At 67.9% G+C, this 25,748-nt stretch carries 21 protein-coding genes and 1 pseudogene; 11 read left to right on the top strand and 11 right to left on the bottom strand.

The window, feature by feature from the left end; genetic code table 11:
• The first annotated feature begins 63 nt into the window (after window positions 1-63).
• Window positions 64-1,191, top strand: a complete 1,128-nt coding sequence (locus DPV79_RS29590; protein WP_059683518.1) for a 4-hydroxyphenylpyruvate dioxygenase family protein — start codon at window positions 64-66, stop codon at window positions 1,189-1,191.
• A 46-nt stretch (window positions 1,192-1,237) separates the two neighbouring features.
• On the opposite strand, the gene DPV79_RS29585 is transcribed toward DPV79_RS29590, so the two are convergent.
• From DPV79_RS29585 to DPV79_RS29565, 5 genes are all read right to left on the bottom strand, one after another.
• Entirely contained in the window at window positions 1,238-2,473 is a 1,236-nt protein-coding gene (locus tag DPV79_RS29585; RefSeq protein WP_113047141.1) for an NADH:flavin oxidoreductase, read from the bottom strand.
• A 179-nt stretch (window positions 2,474-2,652) separates the two neighbouring features.
• A complete protein-coding gene (locus DPV79_RS29580) occupies window positions 2,653-3,993 on the bottom strand; it encodes a type II toxin-antitoxin system HipA family toxin (RefSeq protein ID WP_113047140.1) in 1,341 nt (446 codons plus the stop codon).
• Window positions 3,994-3,995: 2 nt separating this feature from the next.
• The gene (locus tag DPV79_RS29575) at window positions 3,996-4,436 is read right to left on the bottom strand and encodes a helix-turn-helix transcriptional regulator (protein WP_113047139.1); all 441 of its coding nucleotides are present in this window, start codon (window positions 4,434-4,436) and stop codon (window positions 3,996-3,998) included.
• Window positions 4,437-4,588: 152 nt separating this feature from the next.
• Complete coding sequence (gene ribBA / locus DPV79_RS29570) at window positions 4,589-5,713, bottom strand: bifunctional 3,4-dihydroxy-2-butanone-4-phosphate synthase/GTP cyclohydrolase II (RefSeq protein ID WP_113047138.1); 1,125 nt, start codon at window positions 5,711-5,713, stop codon at window positions 4,589-4,591.
• Complete coding sequence (locus tag DPV79_RS29565; protein WP_113047137.1) at window positions 5,710-6,648, bottom strand: alpha/beta hydrolase; 939 nt, start codon at window positions 6,646-6,648, stop codon at window positions 5,710-5,712. The genes ribBA and DPV79_RS29565 overlap by 4 nt, the downstream gene beginning before the upstream one ends.
• Window positions 6,649-6,929: 281 nt before the next feature.
• Between DPV79_RS29565 and DPV79_RS29560 the strand changes: the two genes are divergently transcribed.
• Entirely contained in the window at window positions 6,930-8,120 is a 1,191-nt protein-coding gene (locus DPV79_RS29560) for a helix-turn-helix transcriptional regulator (protein ID WP_021162732.1), read from the top strand.
• Window positions 8,121-8,313: 193 nt separating this feature from the next.
• Here the strand turns inward: DPV79_RS29560 and DPV79_RS29555 are convergent, their stop codons facing one another.
• From DPV79_RS29555 to DPV79_RS29545, 3 genes and pseudogenes are all read right to left on the bottom strand, one after another.
• Window positions 8,314-8,979: a cation diffusion facilitator family transporter gene (locus tag DPV79_RS29555; protein ID WP_059650693.1), complete on the bottom strand. Its 666-nt coding sequence runs from the start codon at window positions 8,977-8,979 to the stop codon at window positions 8,314-8,316.
• Window positions 8,980-9,071: 92 nt separating this feature from the next.
• Window positions 9,072-9,305: pseudogene (locus tag DPV79_RS29550) on the bottom strand (LysR substrate-binding domain-containing protein); the annotation flags it as partial.
• A 134-nt stretch (window positions 9,306-9,439) separates the two neighbouring features.
• Complete coding sequence (locus DPV79_RS29545; RefSeq protein ID WP_059814131.1) at window positions 9,440-9,931, bottom strand: papain-like cysteine protease family protein; 492 nt, start codon at window positions 9,929-9,931, stop codon at window positions 9,440-9,442.
• Window positions 9,932-10,192: 261 nt separating this feature from the next.
• On the opposite strand from DPV79_RS29545, the gene DPV79_RS29540 reads away from it, so the two are divergent.
• Window positions 10,193-11,212 carry a DNA-binding protein gene (locus tag DPV79_RS29540; protein WP_113047136.1) on the top strand — a complete coding sequence of 340 codons (1,020 nt, stop codon included), beginning with the start codon at window positions 10,193-10,195 and terminating at the stop codon, window positions 11,210-11,212.
• Between the two features lie 113 nt (window positions 11,213-11,325).
• Here the strand turns inward: DPV79_RS29540 and DPV79_RS29535 are convergent, their stop codons facing one another.
• Window positions 11,326-12,894, bottom strand: a complete 1,569-nt coding sequence (locus tag DPV79_RS29535; RefSeq protein ID WP_113047135.1) for a hypothetical protein — start codon at window positions 12,892-12,894, stop codon at window positions 11,326-11,328.
• Window positions 12,895-13,202: 308 nt separating this feature from the next.
• On the opposite strand from DPV79_RS29535, the gene DPV79_RS29530 reads away from it, so the two are divergent.
• The 8 genes from DPV79_RS29530 to DPV79_RS29495 all read left to right on the top strand — a co-directional run bounded on the left by DPV79_RS29530 (window position 13,203) and on the right by DPV79_RS29495 (window position 23,178).
• Window positions 13,203-13,823: a TetR/AcrR family transcriptional regulator gene (locus tag DPV79_RS29530; protein ID WP_021162725.1), complete on the top strand. Its 621-nt coding sequence runs from the start codon at window positions 13,203-13,205 to the stop codon at window positions 13,821-13,823.
• 234 nt (window positions 13,824-14,057) lie between these two features.
• Window positions 14,058-15,116, top strand: a complete 1,059-nt coding sequence (locus DPV79_RS29525; RefSeq protein ID WP_021162724.1) for an NADP-dependent oxidoreductase — start codon at window positions 14,058-14,060, stop codon at window positions 15,114-15,116.
• Between the two features lie 93 nt (window positions 15,117-15,209).
• Entirely contained in the window at window positions 15,210-15,509 is a 300-nt protein-coding gene (locus DPV79_RS29520) for a putative quinol monooxygenase (RefSeq protein ID WP_021162723.1), read from the top strand.
• Window positions 15,510-15,656: 147 nt separating this feature from the next.
• The gene (locus tag DPV79_RS29515) at window positions 15,657-16,112 is read left to right on the top strand and encodes a (2Fe-2S)-binding protein (protein ID WP_021162722.1); all 456 of its coding nucleotides are present in this window, start codon (window positions 15,657-15,659) and stop codon (window positions 16,110-16,112) included.
• 1 nt (window position 16,113) lies between these two features.
• Complete coding sequence (locus DPV79_RS29510) at window positions 16,114-18,348, top strand: xanthine dehydrogenase family protein molybdopterin-binding subunit (RefSeq protein WP_021162721.1); 2,235 nt, start codon at window positions 16,114-16,116, stop codon at window positions 18,346-18,348.
• Between the two features lie 15 nt (window positions 18,349-18,363).
• On the top strand, window positions 18,364-19,662 hold the full coding sequence (locus DPV79_RS29505; protein ID WP_113047134.1) for a c-type cytochrome: 1,299 nt from the start codon (window positions 18,364-18,366) through the stop codon (window positions 19,660-19,662).
• A 152-nt stretch (window positions 19,663-19,814) separates the two neighbouring features.
• Window positions 19,815-21,260 carry an NAD-dependent succinate-semialdehyde dehydrogenase gene (locus DPV79_RS29500; protein ID WP_059552233.1) on the top strand — a complete coding sequence of 482 codons (1,446 nt, stop codon included), beginning with the start codon at window positions 19,815-19,817 and terminating at the stop codon, window positions 21,258-21,260.
• A 439-nt stretch (window positions 21,261-21,699) separates the two neighbouring features.
• Window positions 21,700-23,178, top strand: a complete 1,479-nt coding sequence (locus DPV79_RS29495) for a sensor domain-containing diguanylate cyclase (RefSeq protein WP_059853754.1) — start codon at window positions 21,700-21,702, stop codon at window positions 23,176-23,178.
• Between the two features lie 54 nt (window positions 23,179-23,232).
• Here DPV79_RS29495 and tagH read toward each other — a convergent pair whose 3' ends face one another.
• Both tagH and DPV79_RS29485 read right to left on the bottom strand, forming a co-directional pair.
• Complete coding sequence (gene tagH, locus DPV79_RS29490; protein WP_113047133.1) at window positions 23,233-24,693, bottom strand: type VI secretion system-associated FHA domain protein TagH; 1,461 nt, start codon at window positions 24,691-24,693, stop codon at window positions 23,233-23,235.
• Window positions 24,694-24,737: 44 nt separating this feature from the next.
• Entirely contained in the window at window positions 24,738-25,124 is a 387-nt protein-coding gene (locus DPV79_RS29485) for a TssQ family T6SS-associated lipoprotein (RefSeq protein ID WP_113047132.1), read from the bottom strand.
• Between the last annotated feature and the right edge of the window lie 624 nt (window positions 25,125-25,748).

The raw sequence follows: 25,748 nt of genomic DNA, 5'->3' as shown, positions 1-25,748 counted from the left end.
TGGCCGCGCTTGCCGCCAGCGACGGGCGCCATCCCCATCGAACGCATGCCCCCGGAGACTGGAATGCCCGGCAATTCCCACCCCCTGTCCAGCGATACGCCGCCCGTTGCCGATCCGGCTGCCAATCCGCTCGGGATGGCCGGCCTCGAATTCGTCGAATTCGCGGCGCCCGTGCCCGAGGCGCTCGCTCAGCGCTTCGAGCAGTTCGGGTTCAAGGCGATCGCGCGGCATGTCAGCAAGAACGTCACGCTCTACCGGCAAGGTCAGATGCATTTCCTGATCAACGCCGAGCCCGATTCGTTCGCCGCGCGCTACGCGGAGGAATACGGGATGGGTGTCTGCGCGATCGGGCTGCGCGTGGCCAGCGCCCGGCGCGCGTTCGAGCGGGCGATCGAGCTCGGTGCGTGGGCGTTCGAAGGCGAGAAGGTCGGGGTCGGCGAGCTGAAGATCCCGGCGATCCAGGGCATCGGCGATTCGCACCTCTATTTCGTCGACCGCTGGCGCGGGCGCGACGGCCAGCGGGGCGGCGTCGGCGACATCTCGATCTTCGACATCGATTTCCGGCCGATCGACATCGCGACCGCGCATACCGATCTCGACTGCGTGGGCGTCGGGCTGCAGCAGGTCGATCATTTCACGCAGACCGTCGGTGCGGGGCGCATGCGGGAGTGGCTGGATTTCTACCACGACCTGCTGCATTTTCGCGAGATCCACGAAATCGACGCGCACTGGCATGTGTCGGAGGAATCGCGTGTGATGGTGTCGCCGTGCGGCGCGGTGCGGATTCCGGTCTACGAGGAAGGCACGCGGCGCACCGAGCTGATGCACGCGTATCTGCCCGACCATCCGGGCGAGGGCGTGCAGCACGTCGCGCTGGCGACCGACGACATCCTGTCCTGCGTCGATGCGCTGCGGGCGAACGGCGTCGAATTCATCGAGCCGCCGGCCCGCTATTACGATGACGTCGACGCGCGGCTGCCGGGGCATGGTGTCGATCTCGACGCGCTGCGCCGTCGCGCGGTGCTGGTCGACGGTGAGATCGGCGGCGACGGCGTGCCGAAGCTGTTCTTCCAGACTTTCGTCAAGCGCCGGCCCGGCGAGATCTTCTTCGAAATCGTGCAGCGCAAGGGGCACCACGGGTTCGGCGAAGGCAATCTCGCGGCGCTCGCCCGCGCGCGCGACGCCGGCTGAGCAGCGCCGGCGCCCGCATCGGGTGTCCCGCGCCCCGCCTCGCGCCTCACGTGCCGGCGGCCGGCACCCGGTTCGGCGCGGGGTCGTTCGGCTCGTGCAGGACGCACGCGGTGCCGCCCGGCGTGTACATCGACACGACACAACGGTTGCACGACGTGCAGCCCGACTGCGCAAGCCGGCCGTCGCGCAGTCCGTTGACGAAATCCGGCTCGAACACGAGCGCGCGGGCGAGCGCGACCGCATCGAACCCTTCGCGCATCGCCAGCTCGACGTTCCCGCGCGAACGTACGCCGCCGAGGTAAGCGAGCGGCATCCGGACGGACGCGCGCAACTTCCTCGAGTGCTCGAGGAAATACATCTCGCGAAACGCGCCCATCTTCGGCTCGGTGAGTTTCTGCAGCGCCATCGCCGCGCGCACGATTGCGTTGTCGGCGTTCGCGCGCGCGTCGCCGGGCAACGGGCTGCCAAACAGCTGCCACACCGATTCGACGTTCATCCCGCCGCTGAGCACGAGCAGGTGCGCGCCTTCGGCTTCGAGCCGCCGCGCGATCTCGCATGCGTCGTCGGCGGTTCCGCCGCCGCGCACGCCCTCGGTCACGCCGATCTTGCAGACGACGGCGAGATCGCGGCCCACCGCGTCGAGCACGCGGCGCAGCACCTCGGCCGGGAAAGCGGCACGCCGTGCCGCGTCGCCGCCGTACGCATCGCGGCGGCGGTTGTACAGCGGCGACAGGAACTGGCTGAGCAGATAGCCATGCCCCATGTGGATCTCGACCGCATCGAAGCCGGCGTCGCGCGCATGGCGTGCGGCCTGCGCGAATTCGTCGGCGATCGCGGACATCTGGTCGCGCGTCATCGCCTGCTTCAGAAAGCGGCCGCTCATCACGCCGACCTTGTTGAAACCGCCCGATGCGCTCAACGGCCGTCGGGTCGACAGCGACGGCAGGAACGTGAAGCAGCCGCCGTGCGTGATCTGCGCGGAGGCAGCGGCGCCGTGGCGATGGACGGCGTCGGTCAGCGCGCGGAACTGGCGGACCGTCGGCACGTCGAGCCGTGCCTGGTCGACGAAGGTGCGTCCGTCGTCGCTGATCGCGCAGTACGCGACGGTCGTCAGCGCGGCGCCGCCTTCGGCGATGCGTTCGTGAAAACGGACGAGCGCGCGCGACGGCACGCCGTTCGGCGTCATGCCCTCGTTGGTGGCTGACTTGATCAGGCGGTTGCGCAGCGTCAGCGGGCCGATCTGCAACGGGCTGAACGCGGTCGTGAGGTCGGCGGATTCCATGAGGGGGCGAGGGGCGGGATTGGGCACGGCGACCATTGTGCGGCGGTGGCGCAGGCGCGCATCGTCCGGGTGGACGAGCCCGGCACAACCCGTTCCGGGCGGGCGCCTGATTCAGTACATCGAAGCGCGCCACCGGACGCCAAAGCCCGCCCCGACCCCGACCGCCTCCCGTCGATCCGTCACACGAGATCGCCTGCCCGGAGCTTGCGGACCTGACGACGCATCCCGTCGAAGATCGCATCCGCCACATCCACCGGAAATTCCGCCGGGATCTGCGCCGCGGCTTCCGCGATCGCGGGTTCCGTGCGAGCGACGACGGCCGCCATCGCGGCGTGCACGTCGTCTTCGGTCAGGCCGACGCGCCGGCCCTGCGCGATCCAGTGGCGCGGCTGGATCTCGCCGATCACGTAGTGCCGGTTCTTCCCGCACACGGCCATCGCGAGCCGCGCGCGGCGCGGCGGAAGCTGGTTGCGGCGCGTGCCGATGATCGGATGCGCGGACAGCACGTCGTACAGCGGCGTGCTGCGGTACGTGTTGCCGGGCAGGTGCGCGATGCTGAAGTTCTTCGCATGCCCGTCGATCGCCGCCAGCACCCAGAACACGAGCTGCGCGACGAAGAAATTCATCCGGTCGGGCGCGGCGTCGGCCGAATTGGCGAGGATGCCCATGATCGTGTCGATGCCCGGGCCGCCGTCGGACTCGTATTTCGCGCCCGACGGCGTGCCGGTCGCCTGGCACATGTCCTCCTGCGGCAACCGCAGGATCCACGTGCGGTCGCGCGAAGCACGCCGGTCGAAGCGCTCGACGATCAACGCCTTCTGGTCGTCGAACCGGCCGATGTCGCACGCCGCGACCGGCAAGCCGTACGCGGCGACGAGCTTCGCGCACAGCCATTCGTTTTCGACGGACGTCCGCATGTCGGCCTGCATGTTCCCGACACGCCCGAGCGGCAGCTTGAAGATATGCGTCGTCGGTGTGCTGCCCGACGGCCGCAGCCAGCGGTTTCCCTGGCGCAGCAATGCCGTCTTTTCCTGGGCGCCGGCAATCGACAGGCGCAGGTCGCCTTCCGGCTCCGCATGGCCGGGCAGCGGCGCGGCGGTCGCGTGGCGCAGCACCTCGGCGACGGCCGTATCGTCGAGCGTCACGCCGTCGATCGTCTCGAGATCGATGGGCGTTTCGCCGGGCGGCAGCATCTGGATCGCGCCGACGCAATCGCGGCCGATCGACGCGAGCAGCTCGAACGGCGCCGTCGACCGGAGCCGGTAACGCTGCGCGATGCGGCGGCGGATCGGCTCGCTGTCCGGCAGCAGGTTGTCGAAATAATCGGCGACGATCGCGCCCTGGTGCGGCTGGTTGCCGGGCGTGAAGGGCAGCGACAGCGACAGCGGCCGCCCCTGTGGATCGTCGAGCCAGGCCGGCAGGTAGACGAGGCGCTCGACGCCGCGCCGGACTTCCCAGTAGCCCACCGGAATGCCGTTCATCCACAGGTCGAGCCGGTCGTGACGGGCACGCGTGGCCATCGTCACCAGTCCTCCCGCTTCGAAACCCGTGGCTTGCCGGGTGTCGCCGTCGCGGGCCGCTTGCGCGCGGCGGCGGCCGCAGGCCGGGCTGGTTTCTTGGCGGCCGTGGTGCTGCGCGCCGCATCCGGCTTGCGTTTGCTCGCGGCGGGTTGGCGAACCGCCGGCGCGGCATCGGCATCGGCATCGGCATCAGGCACAGGATCGGCCGATGCCGCCGAAGCGTCCTGCGTGCCCAGCGCGAGCGTCATGCGCACGCCGAGCGCGTTCAGCACCTTGAAGAGCCGCTCGATGCTGACCGCCGACGGGTTGGCTTCGAGCTGCGCATAGGATTGCTGCGTGACGCCCAGGCGGGCGGCCAATTGCGCCTGCGTGAGCCCCGCGGATTTCCGGAAGCCGACGAGTATCGGACGCAGCTGGGTCAGGGTCTGGACAGGAAAGGCCATCGGGCGCTCCGCGGAATGACAGGCGATCGTTTGTAATCGGAAAATACAATCTACAGCATGTATTGTCAAAATACAAACCAAAGACTGTATTCAACAAAAACAAACGATAGCCTGTCAAGCGGGTGACCTGCCGACCATCCCGCGGCAACGCGTCACGCCGCCCGCAGCGGATTCGCATGCGCGCTTCGCACGCTTTCCGGATCGTCGTCGCCGAGCGGAATGAACGCCATGATCTCCAGGTCGTGTCCCGACAGCGCGGGCAACCGGAACGGGCTCGACAGCACGTTCAGCCGCCGCACGCCGAGCTCGCGCAGGATCTGCGAGCCGATTCCCGTCACGCGTCCGTCGCGCCGCGCATGGCCCGCCGGCATCCGCATCGCGTCGCCGCGCATGTCGCAGTCGAGCAGCACCGCGACCCCGCAGCCGGCCGCGTCGATCCGTTGCAGCGCGGCATGCAGCGGCCACGAATGCGCGGACGGCTCCGCATCGAGCAGGTCGAGCAGCGAATGGCATTCGTGCACGCGCGTCAGCACCGGCGTCGACGGATCGGGATCGCCGCGCACGAGCGCGAGATGCGGCGCGCCGTGCACGGTGTCGCGATACTCGATCGCACGGAATCGCCCCCACGGCGTATGCAGCGGCCGCTCGCCGATGCGTTCGACGAGCGATTCGTGTTCGCGCCGGTAATGGATCAGGTCGGCAATCGTGCCGATCTTTAGCCCGTGATGCGCGGCGAACGCCTTCAGCTCGGGCAGCCGCGCCATCGTGCCGTCGTCGTTCATCACCTCGCAGATCACCGACGCGGGCGTGAGCCCCGCGAGCGCCGCGAGATCGCAGCCGGCCTCGGTGTGCCCCGCGCGCACGAGCACGCCGCCCGGGCGCGCGGCGATCGGGAACACGTGGCCCGGCTGGACGAGATCGTCGGGGCGGGCGCCCGCCCGCACCGCCGCGCGAATCGTATGCGCGCGATCGGCGGCCGATATGCCGGTCGTCACGCCTTCGGCCGCCTCGATGCTGACGGTGAACGCGGTGCCGAACGGCGTACCGTTGTGATCGGCCATCGGCGCCAGGCGCAACTGCTCGCAGCGCTCGGCGGTCAGCGTCAGGCAGATCAGCCCGCGCCCGAAGCGCGCCATGAAATTGATCGCTTCCGGCGTCACGTGATCGGCCGCGATCACGAGATCGCCTTCGTTCTCGCGATCCTCTTCGTCGACGAGCAGGACCATCCGCCCCGCACGCAGCTCGTCGACGATCTCCAGCGTGCCGGCGACGCTCATGGCGCCTCCGTCGCGTCGAACGCGCGGCGCAGCGCGTCGGCGCCGAAGGTCAGCACGCGGTCGGCCGCATCGATCGCGCCGAGCATGCTGGCGAAACCGTGAAGCTGGCCCGGCCAGCGCACGACGGTCACCGGCGTGCCGGCCTGTGCGAGACGCAGCGCATACGCTTCGGCCTCGTCGCGCAGCGGATCGAATTCGGCGCTGACGATCGTCGCCGGCGCCGCGCCCGCGACGTCCGGCGCGGCGAGCGGGCTTGCAAGCGGCGACGCGCGATCGGCGCCGTCATCGAAATAGTGGTGCTTGAACCAGCGCATCATGTCCGCTGTCAGGAAATAGCCGTTGCCGAGCGTTTCGTACGACGGATGCTCGGTCGCGCAATCGACGACCGGATACAGCAGCAACTGGTGCGCGATCGCGATGCCCGAGTCGCGCAACTGCAGCGCGGCGACCGCCGCAAGATTGCCGCCGGCGCTGTCGCCAGCGACCGCCAGCGCGCCGGCGCGTGCGCCGAGATCGCGCGCGCTGGCGGCGGCCCACCGCACGGCGTCGCATGCGTCGTGCGCGGCGGCCGGGAAACGCGCCTCGGGCGCGAGCCGGTAGTCGACCGACAGCACGAGCGTGCGCGCACGGGCCGCGAGGCTGCGGCACAGGTTCGCGTGCGAATCGATGCCGCACGCCACGAAGCCGCCGCCGTGGAAGAACACCGTCAGCGGCAAGGGCCCGTCGGCAGCGGGCCGATACAGCCGTGCGGACAACTGACGGCCCGATGCGGGAATCTGCCAGTCCTCTTCGGCGGCGACGGCATCGCCCGGGGCGAACGCGCCGCCGGCGGCGAGACTCGCGCGATACGCGGGAACGGTCAGCTGCGCGAAATCGATCGCGGGTGCCTGGGCGAACGCGGCGAGCAGCGCCTGCGCCTGTGGGTCGAGCGGCATGGGGACTCCTGTCTGAATCGGATGCGGTTTGAATCAGGTAAACCCGTGTCGCGGTTTTCCCTGAGTCCGGGCCGGACGCTTGCCGGCACGGCCTGACGGGCATTCCAGCGTAGCGGGCAGGGCGCCACATCATCCGATCGGACGATGGTTGGTTCGTCCGGATGGCCAATTCTCACCATTCAGTGAATCTCCCGATGACGCCGGAATTTAGACGCGTCTTAATCATGGCGGCGCGGTTGGGTCGCGTCGGAAACATGTCGTATGGAGGATGGAGCGTGCTGATGGAGACGAGATGGGCTCCGCAAGAGAGCCAGGCAACCAGTGACGAAGCCGACATCGGCGTCGCGGATTTCAGCGAGCTGATGGCGCGCATCTACCAGGGCCCGCTGGAAACGCCGCCGTGGGCGGGCGCGCTCGAGCTGGTTCGCCGGTTGCTGCAGGCCAACTACGTGACGCTGATCCTGCGTGCGGCCGCGAGCGACCGCCGCGCGCCGCTGTCCGTGCACGCATCGGAATACGGCCCGGTCGTGCCGGGTGACGGCGAAGCGTCGTACAACAACTACTACTATTCGCTCGATCCGTTCGTCGGCCTGCCGGCCGATCGTGTGGTCACGGTCGACGACGTGTTCGGCGACACGGGCTGGCTGTCGAGCGAACTGTACAAGCAGTTCCTGAAGCCGCAGGACGTGCGCTACATCCTCGGCGCGGACCTGCGCACGCCGTCGGGCGTCGAGTGCCGGTTCCGCGTATGCCGCAACCATGCTTCGAAGCAGTTCTCCGCGCGCGACAAGGCGATCTGCGCGTTGCTGCTGCCGCACCTGAAGCGTGCGGTCGAGCTGCATTCGCGGCTCGACACGGCCGAGGTCGAGCGCTCGATCTACGCGAACGCGATCAACCGGATGCAGATCGGCACGATCACGCTCGACGAGAACGGCACGATCATCGACATGAACAGCGTCGCCGACGAGATCCTGAAGCAGAACAACGGTCTGACGATTGCGCGCGGCACGATCGAGGCGACCGACGCGCAGGAGAACCGCACGCTCAAGCGGCTGATCCGCCACGCGGTGATGGGGCACCACGGCACGGCCGCGGCGACCGTCGAGGCGATGCCGATCACGCGCAGCTTCGACAAGCCGCGCCTCGGGCTGCTGGTGCGCACGGTGCTGCTGTCCGACTGGTCGGAGGACAACAAGCGGCGGCCGGCCGTCACGCTGTTCCTGCGCGACCCCGACCGCAAGCCGCAGGGTGCGCAGGAAATCATCCGCAAGCTGTTCGACCTGACGCCGGCCGAGACGTCGCTCGCGCTGCTGCTGACGAACGGGCTGACGCTCGAGGAGGCCGCGGAGGAATCGGGGATCAGCAAGAACACCGCCCGCACGCACCTGCGCGCGATCTTCTCGAAGACGGGCGTCACGCGCCAGGCGACGCTCGTGCGGATTCTGCTCGGGAGCGTCGTGCCGCTCGGGTAAGCGACAGCCGACGCCGATTCATCGGAACCGGCCGCATTCGTCCGGCGATACATCGGCAACGATCGACGCGTCACGTGCCACGCCGTGGCGACGACATCACGCGAAAGCGGCTCGCACCCGCGCGAGCCGCTCCTTCATCCAGCGCAGCCGCTCGCGGAGACCGGATGCCCGACGCCGGCGCTGCCGGGCACGTTTACGACCCGCGCGTGGAACGACCCGCCCACGACGCCAGCGCCGGCCACTGTGCGCAACCGCGCCGGATGAAACCGGCGCCCGTGCGGATCACGAGCGCGCCGATCGCGAGCGCGGCCAGATCGTCGAGACGACCGAATCCGACCCGTGCCGCGCCCATCGCGAGCGCCGCCAGCAGCGACGCCAGCGCATCGGTCCGGACATGCCAGCCGCTCGCCTCGAGCAGTGCGGAGCCCGTCTCGCGTGCCTTGCGCAGCATCCAGTGCGACAGCGCGGCCTTGCCGGCGAGCGTGACGGCAACGAGCGCGAGCGTCGTCATGCCTGGCTGTACGACGGGCGGCGCAGCGAACCGGTTCGTCGCGTGCCAGATCATCTGCGCGCCGGTCGCCACGAGCAATGCGCCGAGGCCCGCGAGCGCAAGCGGCTCGCAGGTCGGGCGCCGTTCCGGCGGCAGGCGCGCGTCGAGCCGGCATGCAACGAGGATCAGCGCATCGGCTGCGAGATCGATCGCCGCATGCGCGACGTCCGCGAGCAACCCCGACGAATGCGCGGACCATGCCGCGACCGTCTCGACGACGAGCAGCAGCAGGTTGATCGCAAGGCTGGCGGCGAGGGCACGGGACGTGGCCGCATAAACGTGGGGCGTGGCGCGCGACGTGCGCTGCATGGCGGATTCGTCTGTCGATAGCGTGGGTCAGACCCGAACGCTACCGGGCGACGGTGGCAGATCGGTGACAACGCCGGATGCGGCGCGGCCGGTTAGCGCTGCACGTCCGCCGACGGCAGCAGCGCGGCGAAGCGATCCGCGAGCGTCGGGCGCGACCGCGCGGGCCAGATCGCGCTGAGTTCGAACAGCGGCAGCGCGCCGCCATCGCGGATGGTGCTGTAGGCGACGCCTTCGAACGCGAACGTATGAATCGAACGCGGCAGCAGCGACACGCCGCACCCGGCGGCGACGCACGAGATCACGGTCAGCGTGCGGTTCACGTTTCGTCACGGCTGTGCCGGGTGGATGCCGACGACGCGGCAAGGCAGGGCACCGGCGCTCAATCCCGCAATGTCGACGGTTTTCCGAGGCGGTTGCTGGGGCGTTTCCGCCGGGCGGGGAATGGACGCCCGCAAGGCCATCAATAACGGTGTTGCCCCTTCACCAGCAGTCCGTCGGGTCTCCACCGTCCGGCGTCGAGCGTGCCCAGCAGCATCGTGCGCGCGGGTGGTCCCTCCGGGTCGTTGTAATGAACGATGCGCTGCTGGATGCCCGTGATGACGATCACGTGACCGATTTCAGGCTGGTCCGGCCGATCCAGGAAGTGCCCCGCAGCCCAGATCGGGCCGTAGTCCGTCAGTACCGACGCAAGCCACTCGGGTGTAATGACCGTCGGCTGATTGAGCGGCACGAGCCCTTCGGCCGCGCACAAGTCGGGGATCCGCGACGGGGGAAGCCCCTGATCCGCCCGCCATAACTCCGGCATGCCCAGCCGCGGCCCGGGGCGGTGGAAGTACGAAACCATGCATGCCGCCGCATACCAGCACGCGTTCTTCAGTGCCCTGGATCCTGATTTGGTCTTCTTTACGCCGCTCTGATCGACCAACGGCACGTTCAATCTGACGTCCACCATTTCGGATCTCCCGGCAGGAGTGATCCCTAAGCGTATGAAGAATCGGGCGCGACGACAACTTTCTCGACAGGCGATTGCATCGGCTCAGCCGGCATGCGCGGATGCGGAAGGAGAGGCAACCAGACATCTGCCGTTTCACACGCCGCGTCGATACGCATCGAACTCGACATTATAGAAATAATGTCAAATTATAGAATGTGATGAATTGGGTTTTTGACGGTTTACGTTATATTATTCACGAAATTTCCACCGAACCCCGCCATGTCCGATCTCGCCGCCGACGAATCCCGCCTGACCGCCGAAATCGAGCGCCTCAAGGCCGACTTTCCGAAAACCCGCGAGCTGTATCGCGAAGCCTGCGCGCTGCTGTTCTTCCGCTTCGGCATCACGCCCACCGCGAACCGGCTGTACCAGCTCGTCCGCAAGGGGAGCATGAGCACACCGACAGCCGTCCTCGGCGAGTTCTGGGCCGAGTTGCGGGAAAAGAGCCGCGTCCGCATCGAGCATCCCGACCTGCCGGCCGATCTGCAGGCCGCCGCCGGCGAACTGGTCGCGGCGCTCTGGAATCGGTCGAGCGCCGACGCGGCCACCGCGCTCGACGCATTGCGCGCGGAAGTCGAAGCCGAGCGGACGGCGGCGAAGGCGGAAGTCGCGGCGCTGCAGGCTGAGCTGGCCCGTACCGAAACCGCGCTGGAGCAACGCACGGCCGCGCTGCTGGCCGCGCAGGTGCGCATTCAGGAACTGGAGCAGGCGAGGGCGGCCGACGAAGCATCGCGGCAAGCGCTGCAAGCGGACATCGAGCGCCTGACAGCCGACAACGCGGAAGGCGACCGTGCACTCGCGCAGGCCCGCGCGGATTTCACCACCCAGCTCGACCGGTTACGCGACGACGCCGGCCGGGCCGAGGAACGCTTGCGTGCGTCGGAGAAGCGGGCGCTCCAGGAGATCGATCGAGAGCGGCTCGCCGCCGCACGACTGCAAAAGGAGCTCGATGCCGCGACATCGCGCGCGGAGCAGCGCGATGCGCAGCAGCGGAAAGATGTTGCCGCGCTGCAGGCACAACTGGGCGACGCGCTGCATCGATGCGGCGTACTTCAGGGGCAGCTCGACGCTGCGCAGGCGACCGATGCGGCGCGCGCCAAGGAACTCGATGCACTGCGGCGCGAGATGACGGTGCTCGTGCGCCGCGCGCCGCTGCGCGGTGCCAAGGCGGCACCGGCTGCGCAACGGGATGACCGACGGGCGCGCACGAGGAAGCGTGCTGACGAAGTGCCGCGCTGACGGCGCGGCCGCGAGCGTGCATCAGCCGATGGCGGCGCACGCCCTAATCCCTCAACAAGCAGGCAAGAGCCGAATCCCACCAGCGCGATCGCTCGCCCGCCCACCGCAACAGCTCAACTCGACACATACCGCGACGGCAGCGCCGGCGCATCTGCCGGAATCGTGACGAGCGACGTGTTCAACCAGCCCTGCGGCGTACCGTTCGACTGCGCATAGGCGCCGACGTACGGCATCATCCGCGTCGTCTGATAGACCTGCGGCGTCCACCCGGCGGGCGCGAGGAAGATCGACGTCGCGCGCTTTTCGCTATACGCGGACGCGCCGTACGTCGAGATGTTCCACAGCGTCTGCTGATACGTCGCATAGTCGGCGTTGTGCCGCGAACCGCCGGCCTGCCAGCCTTCCAGCTGGATGAACGTGTTGTACGTGCCGGCGCCCGCGAGCAGGTTGTTCACCGTGCGCCCATAAAGGAACGACAGGATCAGCCCGCAGTTCGCCGGCGCGAAATCGCTGCCGACGCTCAGGTAATAACGACCCGTCGTGTTCAGGACCGACGCGTAGTGCGAGTTGCCGACATCCGTCGACGTCGTCAGCCCGCTCGCACCCATGAAGCTGTCGAACGCCTGCATCGTGACGCCTGCCGGCAGGTCGCTCGTCGCGCTGATCGCGACGATGTGCGAACCGGCCGCGAGCAGCGTCAGGAACGCAGAGAGCGTACCGGCGATCCAGTTGCCCTGCGCATCGACGAACGGAAACGCGCGATAGCCCGTCAGCGCGAACACTGCCGGATCGGTTCCGGCCCGCCACGCGATCTGCGGCACCCACATCGTCAGCGGGCCGGCATTCGATGCGCCGGATACATACTGCTTCAACGCATCGATCAGCTGCGCATCGGCAGCGGGCAGCACGCCATACGCCGAGCCGTTCTGCCAGCGCTGCACCCATTGCGCGACGAAGCCCGCGAGCTGGCCGCCGGTAAAGTCGGCGGGCGGCACGTAGCCGAGCGAGCCCGTGCTTTGGTACGCAGACTGGATCGCCGCGGCGGTGCGCACGTTGCTGCCGAACATGCTGTTCGCGAAATCCTGGCAGTTGTTGCCCGGCGGCGTAGCCAGTTGCGCGAGCGGGACGATCCACGCACCGTTCGCGGTGGCGACGCCGCGATACAGCGTGAGATTTGCGACCGAGTCGTGACCGGGAAACGTCGCGGCGTCGGCGCCCGACACGTAACCTGCCGACGGCGTGACGCTGACGGTGGTCGGCTGCGACCCGAACGGATGCGTGTACGAGATCGCAAACGACGCGTCGCCGCCGGCAAGGCCGAACGATCCCGTGCAATCGCCCCAGCTGTTCGACGCGCCGACAGCCGTCGATTGCCCGGTCGCAATCGTCGATTGCGACGCCCGCGGCAGCGAGCCGCTCTGGCTCGCCGCATTGCCGTATGCGAGCGTCGTCGACGGAATCGCATTGACCACGTTGATCGTAATCGAGCGGTCGGCGATGCCGTAGCTGCGCGTGGAGGTATTCGCGGCGCCGGCGGCGAACGACGACGCGGCAGTCGGGCTGCCGTCACCGCCGCAGCCAGCCAGGGTGCCGACGAGCGGCGACAGGGTCAGCGCGGCGCCGCGCTGGATGAAGCGCCGGCGGTTCGGCGCGGACGGGCGTTCGGGTTTCGAAGCGGTCATGGGCGTTCCTGGTCACTGGTTTGGGGAGGCTGCATCGACGATCCGGCGCATTGCACACGTGTGCAATGCCGGTGGAAAGTGCGCAGCCCGCCGGCGCATGCGCCGCGCGTATTTATGAGGGAGATCGATGAAACGCCTGCGACGAAACCGAGTCGTGCGTGTGACGCCGCACGCGCGGCAACGCGGGCGGGAACGAGGAAAGCCTGCGCAGCGTTTGGGTGCCCGCCGGGGATCGGGTAAAGTGCCGCTCAACATGCCGGGCCGATGCCGCTAGACGACCGGTCTAATCGTTGCTAACATACGCCACCATGAATGCATCTTCGGGCGCCGAAGTCCGCCAGCACATCCTGAATATCGCCAAGCCGATCATGCTCCACAAGGGGTTTTCGGCGGTTGGCCTGAACGAGATTCTCGCTGCGGCGGGCATCCCGAAGGGCTCGTTCTACCATTACTTCGGCTCGAAAGAGGCATTCGGCGAAGCGCTGCTCGAAGCGTATTTCGACAGCTATCACGCGCATCTCGACAACCTGCTCAAGCATCAGGCCGGCACCGGCGCCGAGCGCCTGATGACGTACTGGCGCAACTGGCTGCACACTCAATGCGCGGACGATCCGCAAGGCAAGTGCCTCGCGGTGAAGCTCGGCGCGGAAGTGTCGGATCTCTCGGAAGCGATGCGCGCGGTGCTGCGGCAGGGCACGAGCCAGATCATCGAGCGGCTCGCGGGCGGCATCGAGGCCGGGCTGGCCGACGGCTCGCTGAGCGGGATCGCCGATCCGTCGCACACGGCCGCGATCCTCTACGAGATGTGGCTGGGCGCGACGCTGCTGGAAAAGATTCACCGCGACCGCAAGCCGCTCGAAAGGGCGATGGTCGAAACACGGCGCATGCTGAACCTGCCGCCGGCCGAGCATGGCGGAGCACAGTCGTAACCCGGGCGCGCATCGGCGCGCCTTGTTTTTGCCCTGAATCTAGACGACTGGTCTACTCAAACAAGTATGACGAACGTGCCACGCCGCGTTACGCTGTTCCCGATTGTTTCAAGCGCCCGCACGCAGCCGCGACGGCCCGATCGCCGACGTTGCAGCATGCGGGCGTCTCCGCTGGTCCGCCCCTGATCCGATCGTGCCCACGAAGCACGTCCATTTCTATTGACGGAGACTTACATGCCACAAAGCAAGACCGCAAACCGCCAGATTGTCCTGAATTCGCGCCCGGTCGGCGCGCCGACACCGGGCAACTTCCGCGCCGAATCCGGTGCCGTGCCGACGCCCGGTGCCGGCCAGGTGCTGCTGCGCACGGTCTGGTTGTCGCTCGACCCGTACATGCGCGGCCGGATGAGCGATGCACCGTCCTATGCGCCGCCGGCCCAACTCGGCCAGCCGATGGTCGGCGGCACCGTCAGCCAGGTCGTCTCGTCGAACCTGCCCGCGTTCCGCGAAGGCGACCTCGTGGTCGCGGGCGCCGGGTGGCAGGACTATGCGCTGTCCGACGGCCGCGACCTGATTCCGCTCGGCCGCGACGTCGCGCATCCGTCGTATGCACTCGGCGTGCTCGGCATGCCGGGCTTCACCGCCTATACGGGGCTGCTGAAAATCGGCGAGCCGAAGGCCGGCGAAACCGTGGTCGTCGCGGCGGCGAGCGGCGCGGTCGGCGCGGTGGTCGGCCAGATCGCCAAGCTGAAGGGCTGCCGCGTGATCGGTGTCGCGGGCGGCGCCGACAAGTGCGCATACGTGACCGATACGCTCGGTTTCGACGCGTGCGTCGATCACCGCGACCCGGCATTCGCCGCGAAGCTGAAGGACGCATGCCCGAACGGCATCGACGTCTATTTCGAGAACGTCGGCGGGGCCGTGTTCGACGCGGTGTGGCCGCTGCTCAACGATCACGCGCGCGTGCCGGTGTGCGGGATCATCGCGCACTACAACGACGCGGCATACGACGACACCGCGGTGTCGACCGGCCGTGATCGCGTGCCGGCACTGATGGGCACGATCCTGCGCAAGCGCATCAGGATGCAGGGTTTCATCATCCTCGACCACTATGCGACTGGTTATGCACCGTTCCTGAAGGAGATGAGCGAATGGGTCGCGCAGGGCAAGGTGAAGACGCTCGAGGACGTCGTCCCCGACCTGGCCGACGCGCCGGAAGCGCTGATCGGCTTGCTGGCCGGCAAGAACTTCGGCAAGGTCGTCGTGCGCGTGGGCCCGGACGAACTGGCCTGATATCGCGGCACGGCAAACCATGACGGTTGCACGCTGGCGTCGCGCGACGCCGGCTTGTGGCATGCTCGATTTCGATTCAAAAGGAGTGACAAGATGGCGCTTCACGTGATTGCTTCCCTGTACCTGAAACCCGAACACGCGGAGGCCGCCGAAGCCGAACTGCGCAGCATGGTCGCGAAGACGCGCACCGAGCCCGGCAACCGGCGCTACGACCTGTTCCGCGAACAGGACGGTTCGCCCAACCTGCACCTGTACGAGATCTACGACGACCAGGCTGCGTTCGATGCACACCTCGCGAGCCCGTATTTCGGCGAATTCCGCGTGAAATCGGCCGACTGGTTCGCGGCGCCGCCGGTCATCAAGGTGCTGTCGGGCATCGACGTGGCCGAGTAACAACGCAGCACCCACGCCGCGGCCCGCCCCGACCCGGGCCGCGCGGCAGCCGTCTCGCCCGGCAACGGCGAAGACAGCGACGAAATCGAAAACCCCGCGCGGCGCGCGATGCGCGTCGTTTCCCCAATACACCGGCCCGGAGGCTGAATGGTCACCCTCAACATCAACGGCGAAACCCGCACGGTCGACGCCCCCGACGACATGCCCTTGCTCTGGGTGCTGCGCGACGTCGTCGGCCTCACCGGCACGAAATTCGGCTGCGGGATCGCGCAATGCGGCGCGTGCACCGTGCATCTCGACGGCGTCGCCGCGCGCTCGTGCGTGCTGCCGGTCGCGGCCGTCGCGGGCCGCAAGATCACGACGATCGAAGCCGTCGGCGCGACGCCGGCCGGCCACAAGGTCCAGCAGGCGTGGCGCGAGCTCGACGTCGTCCAGTGCGGTTATTGCCAGTCGGGGCAGGTGATGGCCGCCACCGCGCTGATCGCATCGAACCCGAACCCGAGCGACGCCGACATCGACGCGGCGATGGCAGGCAACATCTGCCGCTGCGGCACGTACAACCGGATTCGCGCGGCCGTGAAGCAAGCCGCGAAGGAGGCGTGACATGTCTCGAGGACTGATCGAAGCAGGCAAGGTCGCTGGACAAGCCGCCGGCGCGGGCGTATCGCGCCGTTCGTTCCTCAAGCTCGGCATGTCGCTGGGCGCGGCGGCGGGCGGTGGCCTGCTGCTCGGCTTCAGCCTGCCGGCGGCAGGCGACGATGCACGCCGTTCGGTGATCGGTGGCGACGGCGATGAAACCGCGCGCGCAGGCGTGTTCGCACCGAACGCATTCGTGCAGATCGACCGCGCCGGCAAGGTCACGCTGGTGATGCCGAAAGTCGAGATGGGGCAGGGCGTCTACACGGCGCTTCCGATGCTGATCGCCGAGGAACTCGAAGTGCCGCTGTCGAGCGTGACGCTCGACCATGCGCCGCCGAACGAGAAGCTCTTTCTCGATCCGCTGCTCGGCGGCCAGCTCACCGGCGGCTCGACGTCGATACGCTACGCATGGGAGCCGCTGCGCCGCGCGGGCGCGACCGCGCGCACGCTGCTGGTCGCGGCCGCCGCGAAGCAATGGAACGTCGATCCGGCATCCTGCCGTGCGGTGAACGGCGAAGTGCAGCATCCGCCGAGCGGCCGGCGCACGTCGTACGGCCAGCTCGCCGACGCCGCCGCGAAGCTGCCGGTGCCGAAGGACGTCGCGCTGAAGAAGCCGGCGGATTTCAAGCTGATCGGCACGCCCGCGAAGCGGCTCGATTCGCCGGAGAAGGTCGACGGCACCGCGCAGTTCGGGCTCGACGTGCGGCTGCCCGGCATGCTGTACGCGGTGATCGTGAACAGCCCGGTGTTCGGCGGCACGGTCGCGAGCATCGACGATACGGCCGCGAAGAAGATTCCGGGCGTGCGCCAGGTCGTGCGCGCGGACAACGCGGTCGCGGTCGTCGGCGATCATACCTGGGCCGCGAAGCGCGGCGCATCGGCGCTGGTCGTGAAGTGGAACGAAGGCGCCGGCGCGAAGGTATCGACGAAGGACATCGTCGCCGATCTCGCGCAGGCCGCGGCGAACGGCAAGGGTGCCGTCGCCCGCAAGGACGGCGACGTCGGCAAGGGTTTCGCGGATGCGAAGACGCGCGTCGACGCCGTGTACGAGCAGCCGCTCCTCGCGCACGCGACGATGGAGCCCGTGAACTGCACGGTGCACGTGCGCGCCGACGGCTGCGAGATCTGGGTCGGCACCCAGGTGCCGACGCGGGCGGTCGACACCGTGCAGCAGCTCACGAGCTTTCCGCCGGAGAAGATCGTCGTGCACAACCACCTGCTCGGCGGCGGCTTCGGCCGGCGCCTCGAGACGGACATGATCGGCCAGGCGGTCAAGATCGCGAAGCAGGTCAACGCGCCGGTGAAGGTGATCTGGACGCGCGAGGAAGACATCCAGCACGACATGTACCGCCCGTACTACTACGACCGGATCTCGGCGGGCCTCGACGCGAACGGCAAGCCGATCGCGTGGCAGCACCGGATCGTCGGCTCGTCGATCCTCGCGCGCTTCGCGCCGCCCGCGTTCCAGCACGGCGTCGATCCCGACGCGGTCGAGGTGGCCACCGACCTGCCGTACGACCTGCCGAACCAGCTGATCGACTACGTGCGGCAGGAGCCGCGCCACGTACCGACCGCGTTCTGGCGCGGCGTCGGGCCGACGCGCAGCACGTTCGTCGTCGAGAGCTTCATCGACGAACTGGCCGCGCAGACCAAGACCGACCCCGTGCAATACCGCCGCGCACTGCTCGGCAAGACGCCGCGCGCGCTCAACGTGCTCGACGTCGCGACGAAGGCGGCCGGCTGGGGCCCGTCGCTGCCGACGGGGCAAGGGCGCGGCGTCTCCGTGATGCACGCGTTCGGCAGCTTCTTCTCGATCGTCATCGACGTCGCGGTGGACAACGGCGAGGTGCAGGTCAAGCGCGTCGTGTGCGCGGTCGATTGCGGCATGTCCGTCAACCCCAACACGATCGAGGCACAAGTGCAGGGCGGCATCATTTTCGGGATCACGGGCGCGCTGTACGGCGAGATCACGATCGAGGACGGCCGTGTCGTGCAGAGCAATTTCACCGATTACCGGATGCTGCGGATCAACGAGACACCGCCGATCGAGGTGCATCTGGTGAAAAGCGGCGAAGCGCCGGGCGGGATCGGCGAACCGGGCACGGCCGCGACGGCCGCGGCATTGTCGAACGCGATCTTCGCGGCGACCGGCAAGCGGCTGCGCAAGCTGCCGGTCGGCGACCAGCTGAAGACGGCTTGAGGGGAGGCGACGATCATGCGAAACCTCACCCTGAATACGTTCCGTGCATCGCTGCTCGCGCTGTCCGCGATGCTGGCCGGCCCGGCCGCGCAGGCCGCGCAGACGGCGCCGGCCGACAGCGCGCTCGTCGCGCGCGGCGCATACCTCGCGAAAGCGGGCGACTGCGTCGCGTGCCACACCGCGCCGCGCGGCACGCCGTTCGCCGGCGGCCTGAAGATGGTCACGCCGATGGGCGCGATCTACACGACCAACATCACGCCCGATCCGGAAACGGGCATCGGCGGCTATACGGAAGCCGAGTTCGCCGGCGCGCTGCGCAAGGGCGTCGCGAAGGACGGCCACAACCTGTATCCGGCGATGCCGTATCCGTCGTACGCGAAGCTGAAGGACGAGGACGTCAAGGCGCTGTACGCGTACTTCATGCACGGCGTCGAATCGGTGAAGCAGGCGAACCGGCCGTCCGACATCCCGTGGCCGCTCAACATGCGCTGGCCGCTCGCGTTGTGGAACATGGTGTTCCTCGACACGACGCCTTACGCCGACAAGCCGGCCAAGGACGCGATGTGGAACCGCGGCGCGTACCTCGTGCAGGGGCTCGGGCACTGCGGGTCGTGCCACACGCCGCGCGGCGTCGGCTTCCAGGAGAAGGCGCTCGACGAAGGCGGCGCGGCGTTCCTGTCGGGTGCGCCGATCGACAACTGGTTCGCATCGAACCTGACCGGCGAGCCCAACACGGGGCTCGGCCGCTGGAACGAGGCCGAGGTCGCGCAGTTCCTGAAGACCGGCGCGAACCGCCATGCGACCGCGTTCGGTTCGATGGTGAGCGTGATCAACCACAGCACGCAGGCACTCACGGACGACGATCTGGCGGCAATCTCCCGTTACCTGAAATCGCTGCCGGCGGCAGGCGGCACAGGGGCGCCGCCGTACCGCTACGATCCGAAGGCGACGCAGGTCGCGCTGGGCCGGCCGGCAGCCGATCCGGGCGCGAAGGTGTATAACGCTTACTGCCTGCATTGCCACGGCGCGGACGGGCGCGGCTACGCGCCGCTGCTCGCGCCGCTCGCCGGCAATCCGAACGTGCTCGAAGGCGATGCCGCGTCGCTGATCAACGTGACGCTGAACGGCAGCGAGACGCTCGTGATCGATGGCGTGCCGTCCGCTTATCCGATGCCGGCGTTCTCGAACCAGTTGAACAACCAGCAGATCGCCGACGTGCTGACCTTCATGCGCGCCGGCTGGAACAACGGCGCGCCGGCCGTGCAGGCGGCGGACGTCGCGAAACTCCGCAAGGCGACGGCGGCCGCGCGCTGAGCGCGACTCCATGCGGAACGATGGCGGGCCGGCGTGCCTGCCGTCGATGCCGCCGGGTGCGTGCCAGCCCCGGCGGCCTGGCTTTTTCTGTCAACCGGCGCGCGGCCGCTCGCGGCAGCGCGCGTTTATCGACGCAATGTAGGGGTGTCTGGATGGCTAACGTGACTTATACGGATACGCAACTGCTGATCGACGGCGAGTGGGTCGACGCCGCGAGCGGCAAGACGATCGACGTCGTGAACCCGGCGACCGGCAAGCCGATCGGCAAGGTGGCCCACGCGGGCATCGCCGATCTCGACCGTGCGCTCGCCGCCGCGCAACGCGGCTTCGAGGCGTGGCGCAAGGTGCCCGCGCACGAGCGCGCGGCGACGATGCGCAAGGCGGCCGCGCTGGTGCGCGAACGTGCCGACGCGATCGCGCAGCTGATGACGCAGGAACAGGGCAAGCCGCTCACCGAAGCACGCGTTGAAGTGCTGTCGGCGGCGGACATCATCGAATGGTTCGCGGACGAAGGCCGCCGCGTGTACGGCCGGATCGTACCGCCGCGCAACCTCGGCGCGCAGCAGACCGTCGTGAAGGAGCCGGTCGGCCCGGTCGCCGCGTTCACGCCGTGGAATTTCCCGGTCAACCAGGTCGTGCGCAAGCTGAGCGCCGCGCTGGCAACCGGCTGCTCGTTCCTCGTGAAAGCGCCGGAAGAAACCCCGGCGTCGCCGGCCGCGCTGCTGCGCGCGTTCGTCGACGCGGGCGTGCCGTCCGGCGTGATCGGCCTCGTGTACGGCGATCCGGCGGAAATCTCGTCGTACCTGATCCCGCACCCGGTGATCCGCAAGGTCACGTTCACGGGTTCGACGCCGGTCGGCAAGCAGCTCGCGTCGATGGCCGGCCTGCACATGAAGCGCGCGACGATGGAGCTCGGCGGTCATGCGCCGGTGATCGTCGCCGAGGACGCCGACGTCGCGCTCGCGGTGAAGGCCGCCGGCGGCGCGAAGTTCCGCAACGCGGGGCAGGTCTGCATTTCGCCGACGCGCTTTCTCGTGCACAACAGCATCCGCGACGAATTCACGCGCGCGCTGGTCAAGCATGCCGAAGGGCTGAAGGTCGGCAACGGCCTCGAGGAAGGCACGACGCTCGGTGCGCTCGCGAACCCGCGCCGGCTCACCGCGATGGCATCCGTCGTCGACAACGCGCGCAAGGTCGGCGCGCGCATCGAAACCGGCGGCGAGCGGATCGGCTCGGAAGGCAACTTCTTCGCGCCGACCGTGATCGCGGACGTGCCGCTCGAAGCGGACGTGTTCAACAACGAGCCGTTCGGCCCGGTCGCGGCGATCCGCGGTTTCGACAAGCTCGAAGACGCGATCGCGGAAGCGAACCGTCTGCCGTTCGGTCTCGCCGGCTACGCGTTCACGCGTTCGTTCGCGAACGTGCACCTGCTCACGCAGCGCCTCGAAGTCGGGATGCTGTGGATCAACCAGCCCGCGACGCCGTGGCCGGAAATGCCGTTCGGCGGCGTGAAGGACTCGGGCTACGGCTCGGAAGGCGGGCCGGAAGCGCTCGAACCGTACCTCGTCACGAAGTCGGTGACGGTGATGGCCGTCTGACGACCGTCTGACGGCCGACCGATCGCGTGCGCGGCGCCGTTGGCGCGGCGCGCGCGATCGGCGCGGGCCGGGCGGCACTCGCGTTGCGCACTGCGCAACGGCATGCCCGCTCTCCCGCCGGTTTTCCCGCCGGCCGTGCATTCGCATGGCAACCTGACGGGAATTTCAATACGCGTACCGCTGCGGATGGATTGTTTCGATTCCGTCATCGACAGCACCACACGCCAGACCACGCGACGCGCGTCGGTGAACGAGCGACGACACCCTGTGCCGGCCGAGCGGAGCACGATCCGCTCGACACCGCTCATGTCAGGTCGTACACCACCCGACAAGTCAGGACTGCACCTCGTACCCGGAAGCCGTACTTTTTGGTATAGGTTATTCAGAACAAACCATAACGACCGGTGCGTCAGCGCCGGGCCAATCTGAGAGGACACGGATGCATCCGCGGGCGGCAGCGCCGTACTACGTTGTGCTGGCGGGGACCTTGATAGCGTGCGCGCTGATGGGCCTCTGCGTGTTGCAGTTGTTTCAGAGCCGTCACGATGCGCTCGATCGCGCGCGCGAGACGTCGCGGAATCTGGCGCTCGTCGCCGAGCGCGACATCGAACGCAACATCGAGCTGTACGGCCTGTCGCTCGAGGCGGTGATCCAGGGCCTCCAGCGGCCGGACGTCATGGCCGCATCGCCGGCCTTGCGGCGCGGCATCCTGTTCGATCACGCGATGACGGCGAATTTTCTCGGCTCGATGCTCGTGCTGGATTCCGCCGGCAACATCATCCTGGATTCGGCGAACGACGTGCCGCGCCAGGGCAATTTCGGCGACCGCAAGTACTTTACGGTTCACCGCGACAATCCGGACGTCGGGCTTTACATCAGCGATCCCTATGCGTCCCGCCTGCGTGGCGGCTCGCTCAGCGTCGCGCTGACGCGCCGCGTGTCGAACCCGGACGGCTCGTTCGCCGGCATCGTGATGATCGCGGTCAATCTCGAGTATGTCCACACGCTGTTCGCCGGCCTCGCGCTCGGCTCGCACGGCGCGATTTCGCTGGTGGGCACGAACGGCATCATGTTCATGCGCCAGCCGTACGACGTGCGCACCATCGGTCGCGACATCAGCAAGGCGGCAACGTTTCGCCACTTCATGACGGCGCCGGAAGGCTCGTTCGTCGAGACCTCGACGATCGACAACGTGCGCCGCCTGTACTACTTCAAGACGCTGCCGCACCTGCCGCTGATCATCATGGTCGCCGAGGCGGAGCAGGACATCTACGCCGCGTGGCGGCACCGGGCCATCACGATCGGCGCGCTGGTCGCCACCTTCGGCGTGGCGTTCATCGTGCTGTCCTTCATGCTGGGCTCGCAGTTGCGGCGCAGGATGCGCGCCGAATCCGAGCTGGTCATGCTCGCGCGCACCGACGGCCTCACCGGGCTCAACAATCGCCGCTCGTTCGGGGAGGTGCTGGAGCTCGAATGGCGCCGCGCGCGCCGTGCCCGATCGGTGTTTTCGCTGCTGTTCGTCGACGTCGACCGCTTCAAGGCCTACAACGACACGTATGGCCACCAGGCCGGCGACGACGCGCTGGCGGCGGTCGCACGATGCATCGGCGACAACATCCGGCGCCCGGCGGACACCGCGGCCCGCTATGGCGGCGAGGAATTCGTCGTGATCCTGCCGGATACGCCGGCGACGGGCGCGACCGAGATCGCCGAACGGATTCGCGCAGCCATCGACGGACTGGCGATCGAACATGCGGAAAGCGAATTCGGGCGCGTCACCGCGAGCATCGGCGTGGCAAGCTGGGCGCCCGGGCAGGAAGGGGAGGTCGAGTCGGTGATCAAGGCAGCCGACGAGGCGTTGTACCACGCGAAGGAAACGGGGCGAAACAAGGTCGCGTCGTGTAGTGCGGCCACCTGACGCCTCCGCCGGCACCCGTCGTCCGCGATCGATGGCGGGCGCGCGGTACGACGCTCAATGCCGGCCGCTGCCGCGATAGCTTTCCACTTCCGCGTCGTAAGCCGCCAGAAACGCCTTGCCGAACACCGACGCGAAATCGTCCTCGATCGCGAACACCGTGTCGCGATGGGTCGCCGCGTAGCGATCCCACATCCTCGCCTTGTACAGCACGGGCACGCGCTTCTCGTACCAGCGCGTCGCGTCGTCGCGCTCGCGCAGGCGTTGCGGTGAAAAGCGCGTCAGCAGGTCCATCAACGCCGCGCGCATGCCCGCGACCATGCCGATCTGGTGCGCGTGCAGATCCTGGAACGCGTCGCTGACCGCGCTCTGCGGCGACATGAAGCCCGGCAGCGGCAGCCCGAACATCTGCCGCAGCACGGCGCCGCCGTCGGGCAGCAGCTTCAGCGGATTGTTCTCGCGATCGAGCAGCATCGTCATGTGCGCCTTCACCTCGCGCTTCAGGATGCTGCGCGACGACAGCAGCTCGACCGTGCCGTTCGCGAACAGCGCCAGCAACTGGCCCGCGATGAACAGCTGCTCGGCCGACCACTGATGCGATTCGGCGGCGGTGTCTAGCCCCGCGCCTTCGAAGAACGCGCTCAACAGTTCGTCGGGGGTCGGCGCGCGCGCAGCATGCGGCGCCGCATGCTGCGCCGGATCGTCGGCCGGCCGCGTATCGGTGCGCGCGGCGGCCGGTTGCACGCGCACGTGCTGCGTCCACTCGGGCGCGTGATCCGCCTGCGTCGCGGATGACGCATCGCGATCCGCGTTGCCGCGATCGGCGTGCGCCGCCATGCCCGCTGCGCCGAGGTCTCCCGACGACTGCGCGAACAGGTCGAGCGGATCGGTCGACAGCTGGTGCAGGTCGCGCTGCGACGGCGCGGGCGGTGCGGCCTGCTGCGCGGCGCCCGTCCGTGCGGGGCCGCCCGGCCGCGTAGCGGCGTCCGCCGCCTTGCCGCGCGGTGCGAGACGATCCTGGAGGAGCCCCCACAGCCGGTTGCCGGCGCCTTTCGTATCGATACGCGATGACGACGGTTGCGCGGGTGCCGCTGCCGCCCGGGCGTTCGCCTGCGCTTGCGCTTGCGTATCGACGCGCATGCCGGTATCGGTCGCCATGTCGATGACCGGTGCGTGGCCGCCATCGACGCCGTCGCCGCCGTCGTCACGTTCGGCGCGCAGCACGTACGGCCCGATGCGGATGATGTCGCCGGTGTTGAGCGCGCGCTCCTGCGCATAACCGACCGGCTCGCGGTTCACCTCGATCGTCGAGACGCTGCTCAGGTTCTTCAGCAGGCAGGCGTCGTCGCCCACCTGCAGCAGCGCCTGCAGCCGCGAAATCTGCCGCGTGTCGTCGCGCAACACGAGATGGTTGTCGCTGGCCCGGCCGATGGTGCCGCCCGGCGGATGAAACACGACGGCGTCGTAGGAGTCGTTTTCGACCGGCTCGCCGGCATGTTCGATCACGATCAGTTGCATGTCATACGTCGCTCGGTGAAGTGCTCGCGCGCAGGCCGGTTCGTTCAGGACGACGACGCATGCCTGCGGCGCGCGAATTCGAACGCGGGCCCCCAGATCGGATGTCCCTTCTCGGCAGGGGACAAGTCGAAGCGCGGGTTGAGGTCGAGAATTTTCGAGAACTCGGCGCGGCAAGGCGTGATGCGGTTCGTCACGCAATAGCTGAACGCGAGGAGCTTGTGCGCGGCAACCTGCGTGTCGGTGTCGGCGCCGTCGATTTCCTTCGCGTGGCTCAGCAGCGCGATCGTGCGCCCGTAGTCGCCGCTGTCGTACGCGACGCGCGCGCTGTCGACCGTCGCGCGTGCAGCCGACCGGGTCGGGGACGTACTGCACCCGCCGGCCCCCAGCAACAATGCGCCGAGGAAAAGAACGAGCGATGAACGACCTTTCATTATTGAAATCAGGAATTGGCGTAATTGGAAGGTGCCACACAAGCGCTGTTGGATTCTAGTGCGAATCATCGATACGGAATCGCCTGTTACGTTTTGTTTCATTTGGCCATTCCATTTCCACGTGAATGCAGAATCGACTACGAATTTCAGTGCTTGTGAATCCGGAAAAACGGCCTATAGTTCGCTGTGTTTTTCGGATTCGTCAGTTGTTTGGTCAGCGCACGTCAATGCACGAAAAAACGGGCCGTCCGTTCGTGCGAAACGAATAGCCTGGCACACCGTCAGCGCCGCTGAGCGTCCGTTGCCCGGTGCCCGGCCGGCTTGCGCCCCGAGCCCATCCGACAGGTGTCCACGCCACAGAACCGGGCCGCGATGGCGAACTGGTCGGATTGATTTTTGCCATTAATTCATCAACCCCAATTCTGAATTGACCACTATCTCGACAAATCTATTTTAAAAATCCATGAATGATATGACCCGGCTTTTTACAAGAACAATTTGCCGATACAGATTGCGATGGATGGATATACGGATTACACAATTACCGATCAATTAATTGTCCCTTTTTCAATCGGATCATCCGGTTTCGTGGTCGAAAACCGGCGAACGGCTATTGGGTGGCGA

The organism is Burkholderia reimsis, assembly GCF_003294055.1.
Lineage (GTDB): Bacteria > Pseudomonadota > Gammaproteobacteria > Burkholderiales > Burkholderiaceae > Burkholderia > Burkholderia cepacia.
The sequence above is the reverse complement of the archived record's forward strand: the minus strand, read 5'-3'. Positions and strand labels throughout refer to the sequence as shown.

Bases quoted from the DNA above. Each gene is read 5' to 3' on its own strand.
- DPV79_RS29590 (WP_059683518.1), top strand. From the start codon at position 64: ATGCCCGGCAATTCCCACCCCCTGTCCAGCGATACGCCGCCCGTTGCC.
- DPV79_RS29585 (WP_113047141.1), bottom strand. From the start codon at position 2,473: ATGGAATCCGCCGACCTCACGACCGCGTTCAGCCCGTTGCAGATCGGC.
- DPV79_RS29580 (WP_113047140.1), bottom strand. From the start codon at position 3,993: ATGGCCACGCGTGCCCGTCACGACCGGCTCGACCTGTGGATGAACGGC.
- DPV79_RS29575 (WP_113047139.1), bottom strand. From the start codon at position 4,436: ATGGCCTTTCCTGTCCAGACCCTGACCCAGCTGCGTCCGATACTCGTC.
- ribBA (WP_113047138.1), bottom strand. From the start codon at position 5,713: ATGAGCGTCGCCGGCACGCTGGAGATCGTCGACGAGCTGCGTGCGGGG.
- DPV79_RS29565 (WP_113047137.1), bottom strand. From the start codon at position 6,648: ATGCCGCTCGACCCACAGGCGCAGGCGCTGCTCGCCGCGTTCGCCCAG.
- DPV79_RS29560 (WP_021162732.1), top strand. From the start codon at position 6,930: ATGGAGACGAGATGGGCTCCGCAAGAGAGCCAGGCAACCAGTGACGAA.
- DPV79_RS29555 (WP_059650693.1), bottom strand. From the start codon at position 8,979: ATGCAGCGCACGTCGCGCGCCACGCCCCACGTTTATGCGGCCACGTCC.
- DPV79_RS29545 (WP_059814131.1), bottom strand. From the start codon at position 9,931: ATGGTGGACGTCAGATTGAACGTGCCGTTGGTCGATCAGAGCGGCGTA.
- DPV79_RS29540 (WP_113047136.1), top strand. From the start codon at position 10,193: ATGTCCGATCTCGCCGCCGACGAATCCCGCCTGACCGCCGAAATCGAG.
- DPV79_RS29535 (WP_113047135.1), bottom strand. From the start codon at position 12,894: ATGACCGCTTCGAAACCCGAACGCCCGTCCGCGCCGAACCGCCGGCGC.
- DPV79_RS29530 (WP_021162725.1), top strand. From the start codon at position 13,203: ATGAATGCATCTTCGGGCGCCGAAGTCCGCCAGCACATCCTGAATATC.
- DPV79_RS29525 (WP_021162724.1), top strand. From the start codon at position 14,058: ATGCCACAAAGCAAGACCGCAAACCGCCAGATTGTCCTGAATTCGCGC.
- DPV79_RS29520 (WP_021162723.1), top strand. From the start codon at position 15,210: ATGGCGCTTCACGTGATTGCTTCCCTGTACCTGAAACCCGAACACGCG.
- DPV79_RS29515 (WP_021162722.1), top strand. From the start codon at position 15,657: ATGGTCACCCTCAACATCAACGGCGAAACCCGCACGGTCGACGCCCCC.
- DPV79_RS29510 (WP_021162721.1), top strand. From the start codon at position 16,114: ATGTCTCGAGGACTGATCGAAGCAGGCAAGGTCGCTGGACAAGCCGCC.
- DPV79_RS29505 (WP_113047134.1), top strand. From the start codon at position 18,364: ATGCGAAACCTCACCCTGAATACGTTCCGTGCATCGCTGCTCGCGCTG.
- DPV79_RS29500 (WP_059552233.1), top strand. From the start codon at position 19,815: ATGGCTAACGTGACTTATACGGATACGCAACTGCTGATCGACGGCGAG.
- DPV79_RS29495 (WP_059853754.1), top strand. From the start codon at position 21,700: ATGCATCCGCGGGCGGCAGCGCCGTACTACGTTGTGCTGGCGGGGACC.
- tagH (WP_113047133.1), bottom strand. From the start codon at position 24,693: ATGCAACTGATCGTGATCGAACATGCCGGCGAGCCGGTCGAAAACGAC.
- DPV79_RS29485 (WP_113047132.1), bottom strand. From the start codon at position 25,124: ATGAAAGGTCGTTCATCGCTCGTTCTTTTCCTCGGCGCATTGTTGCTG.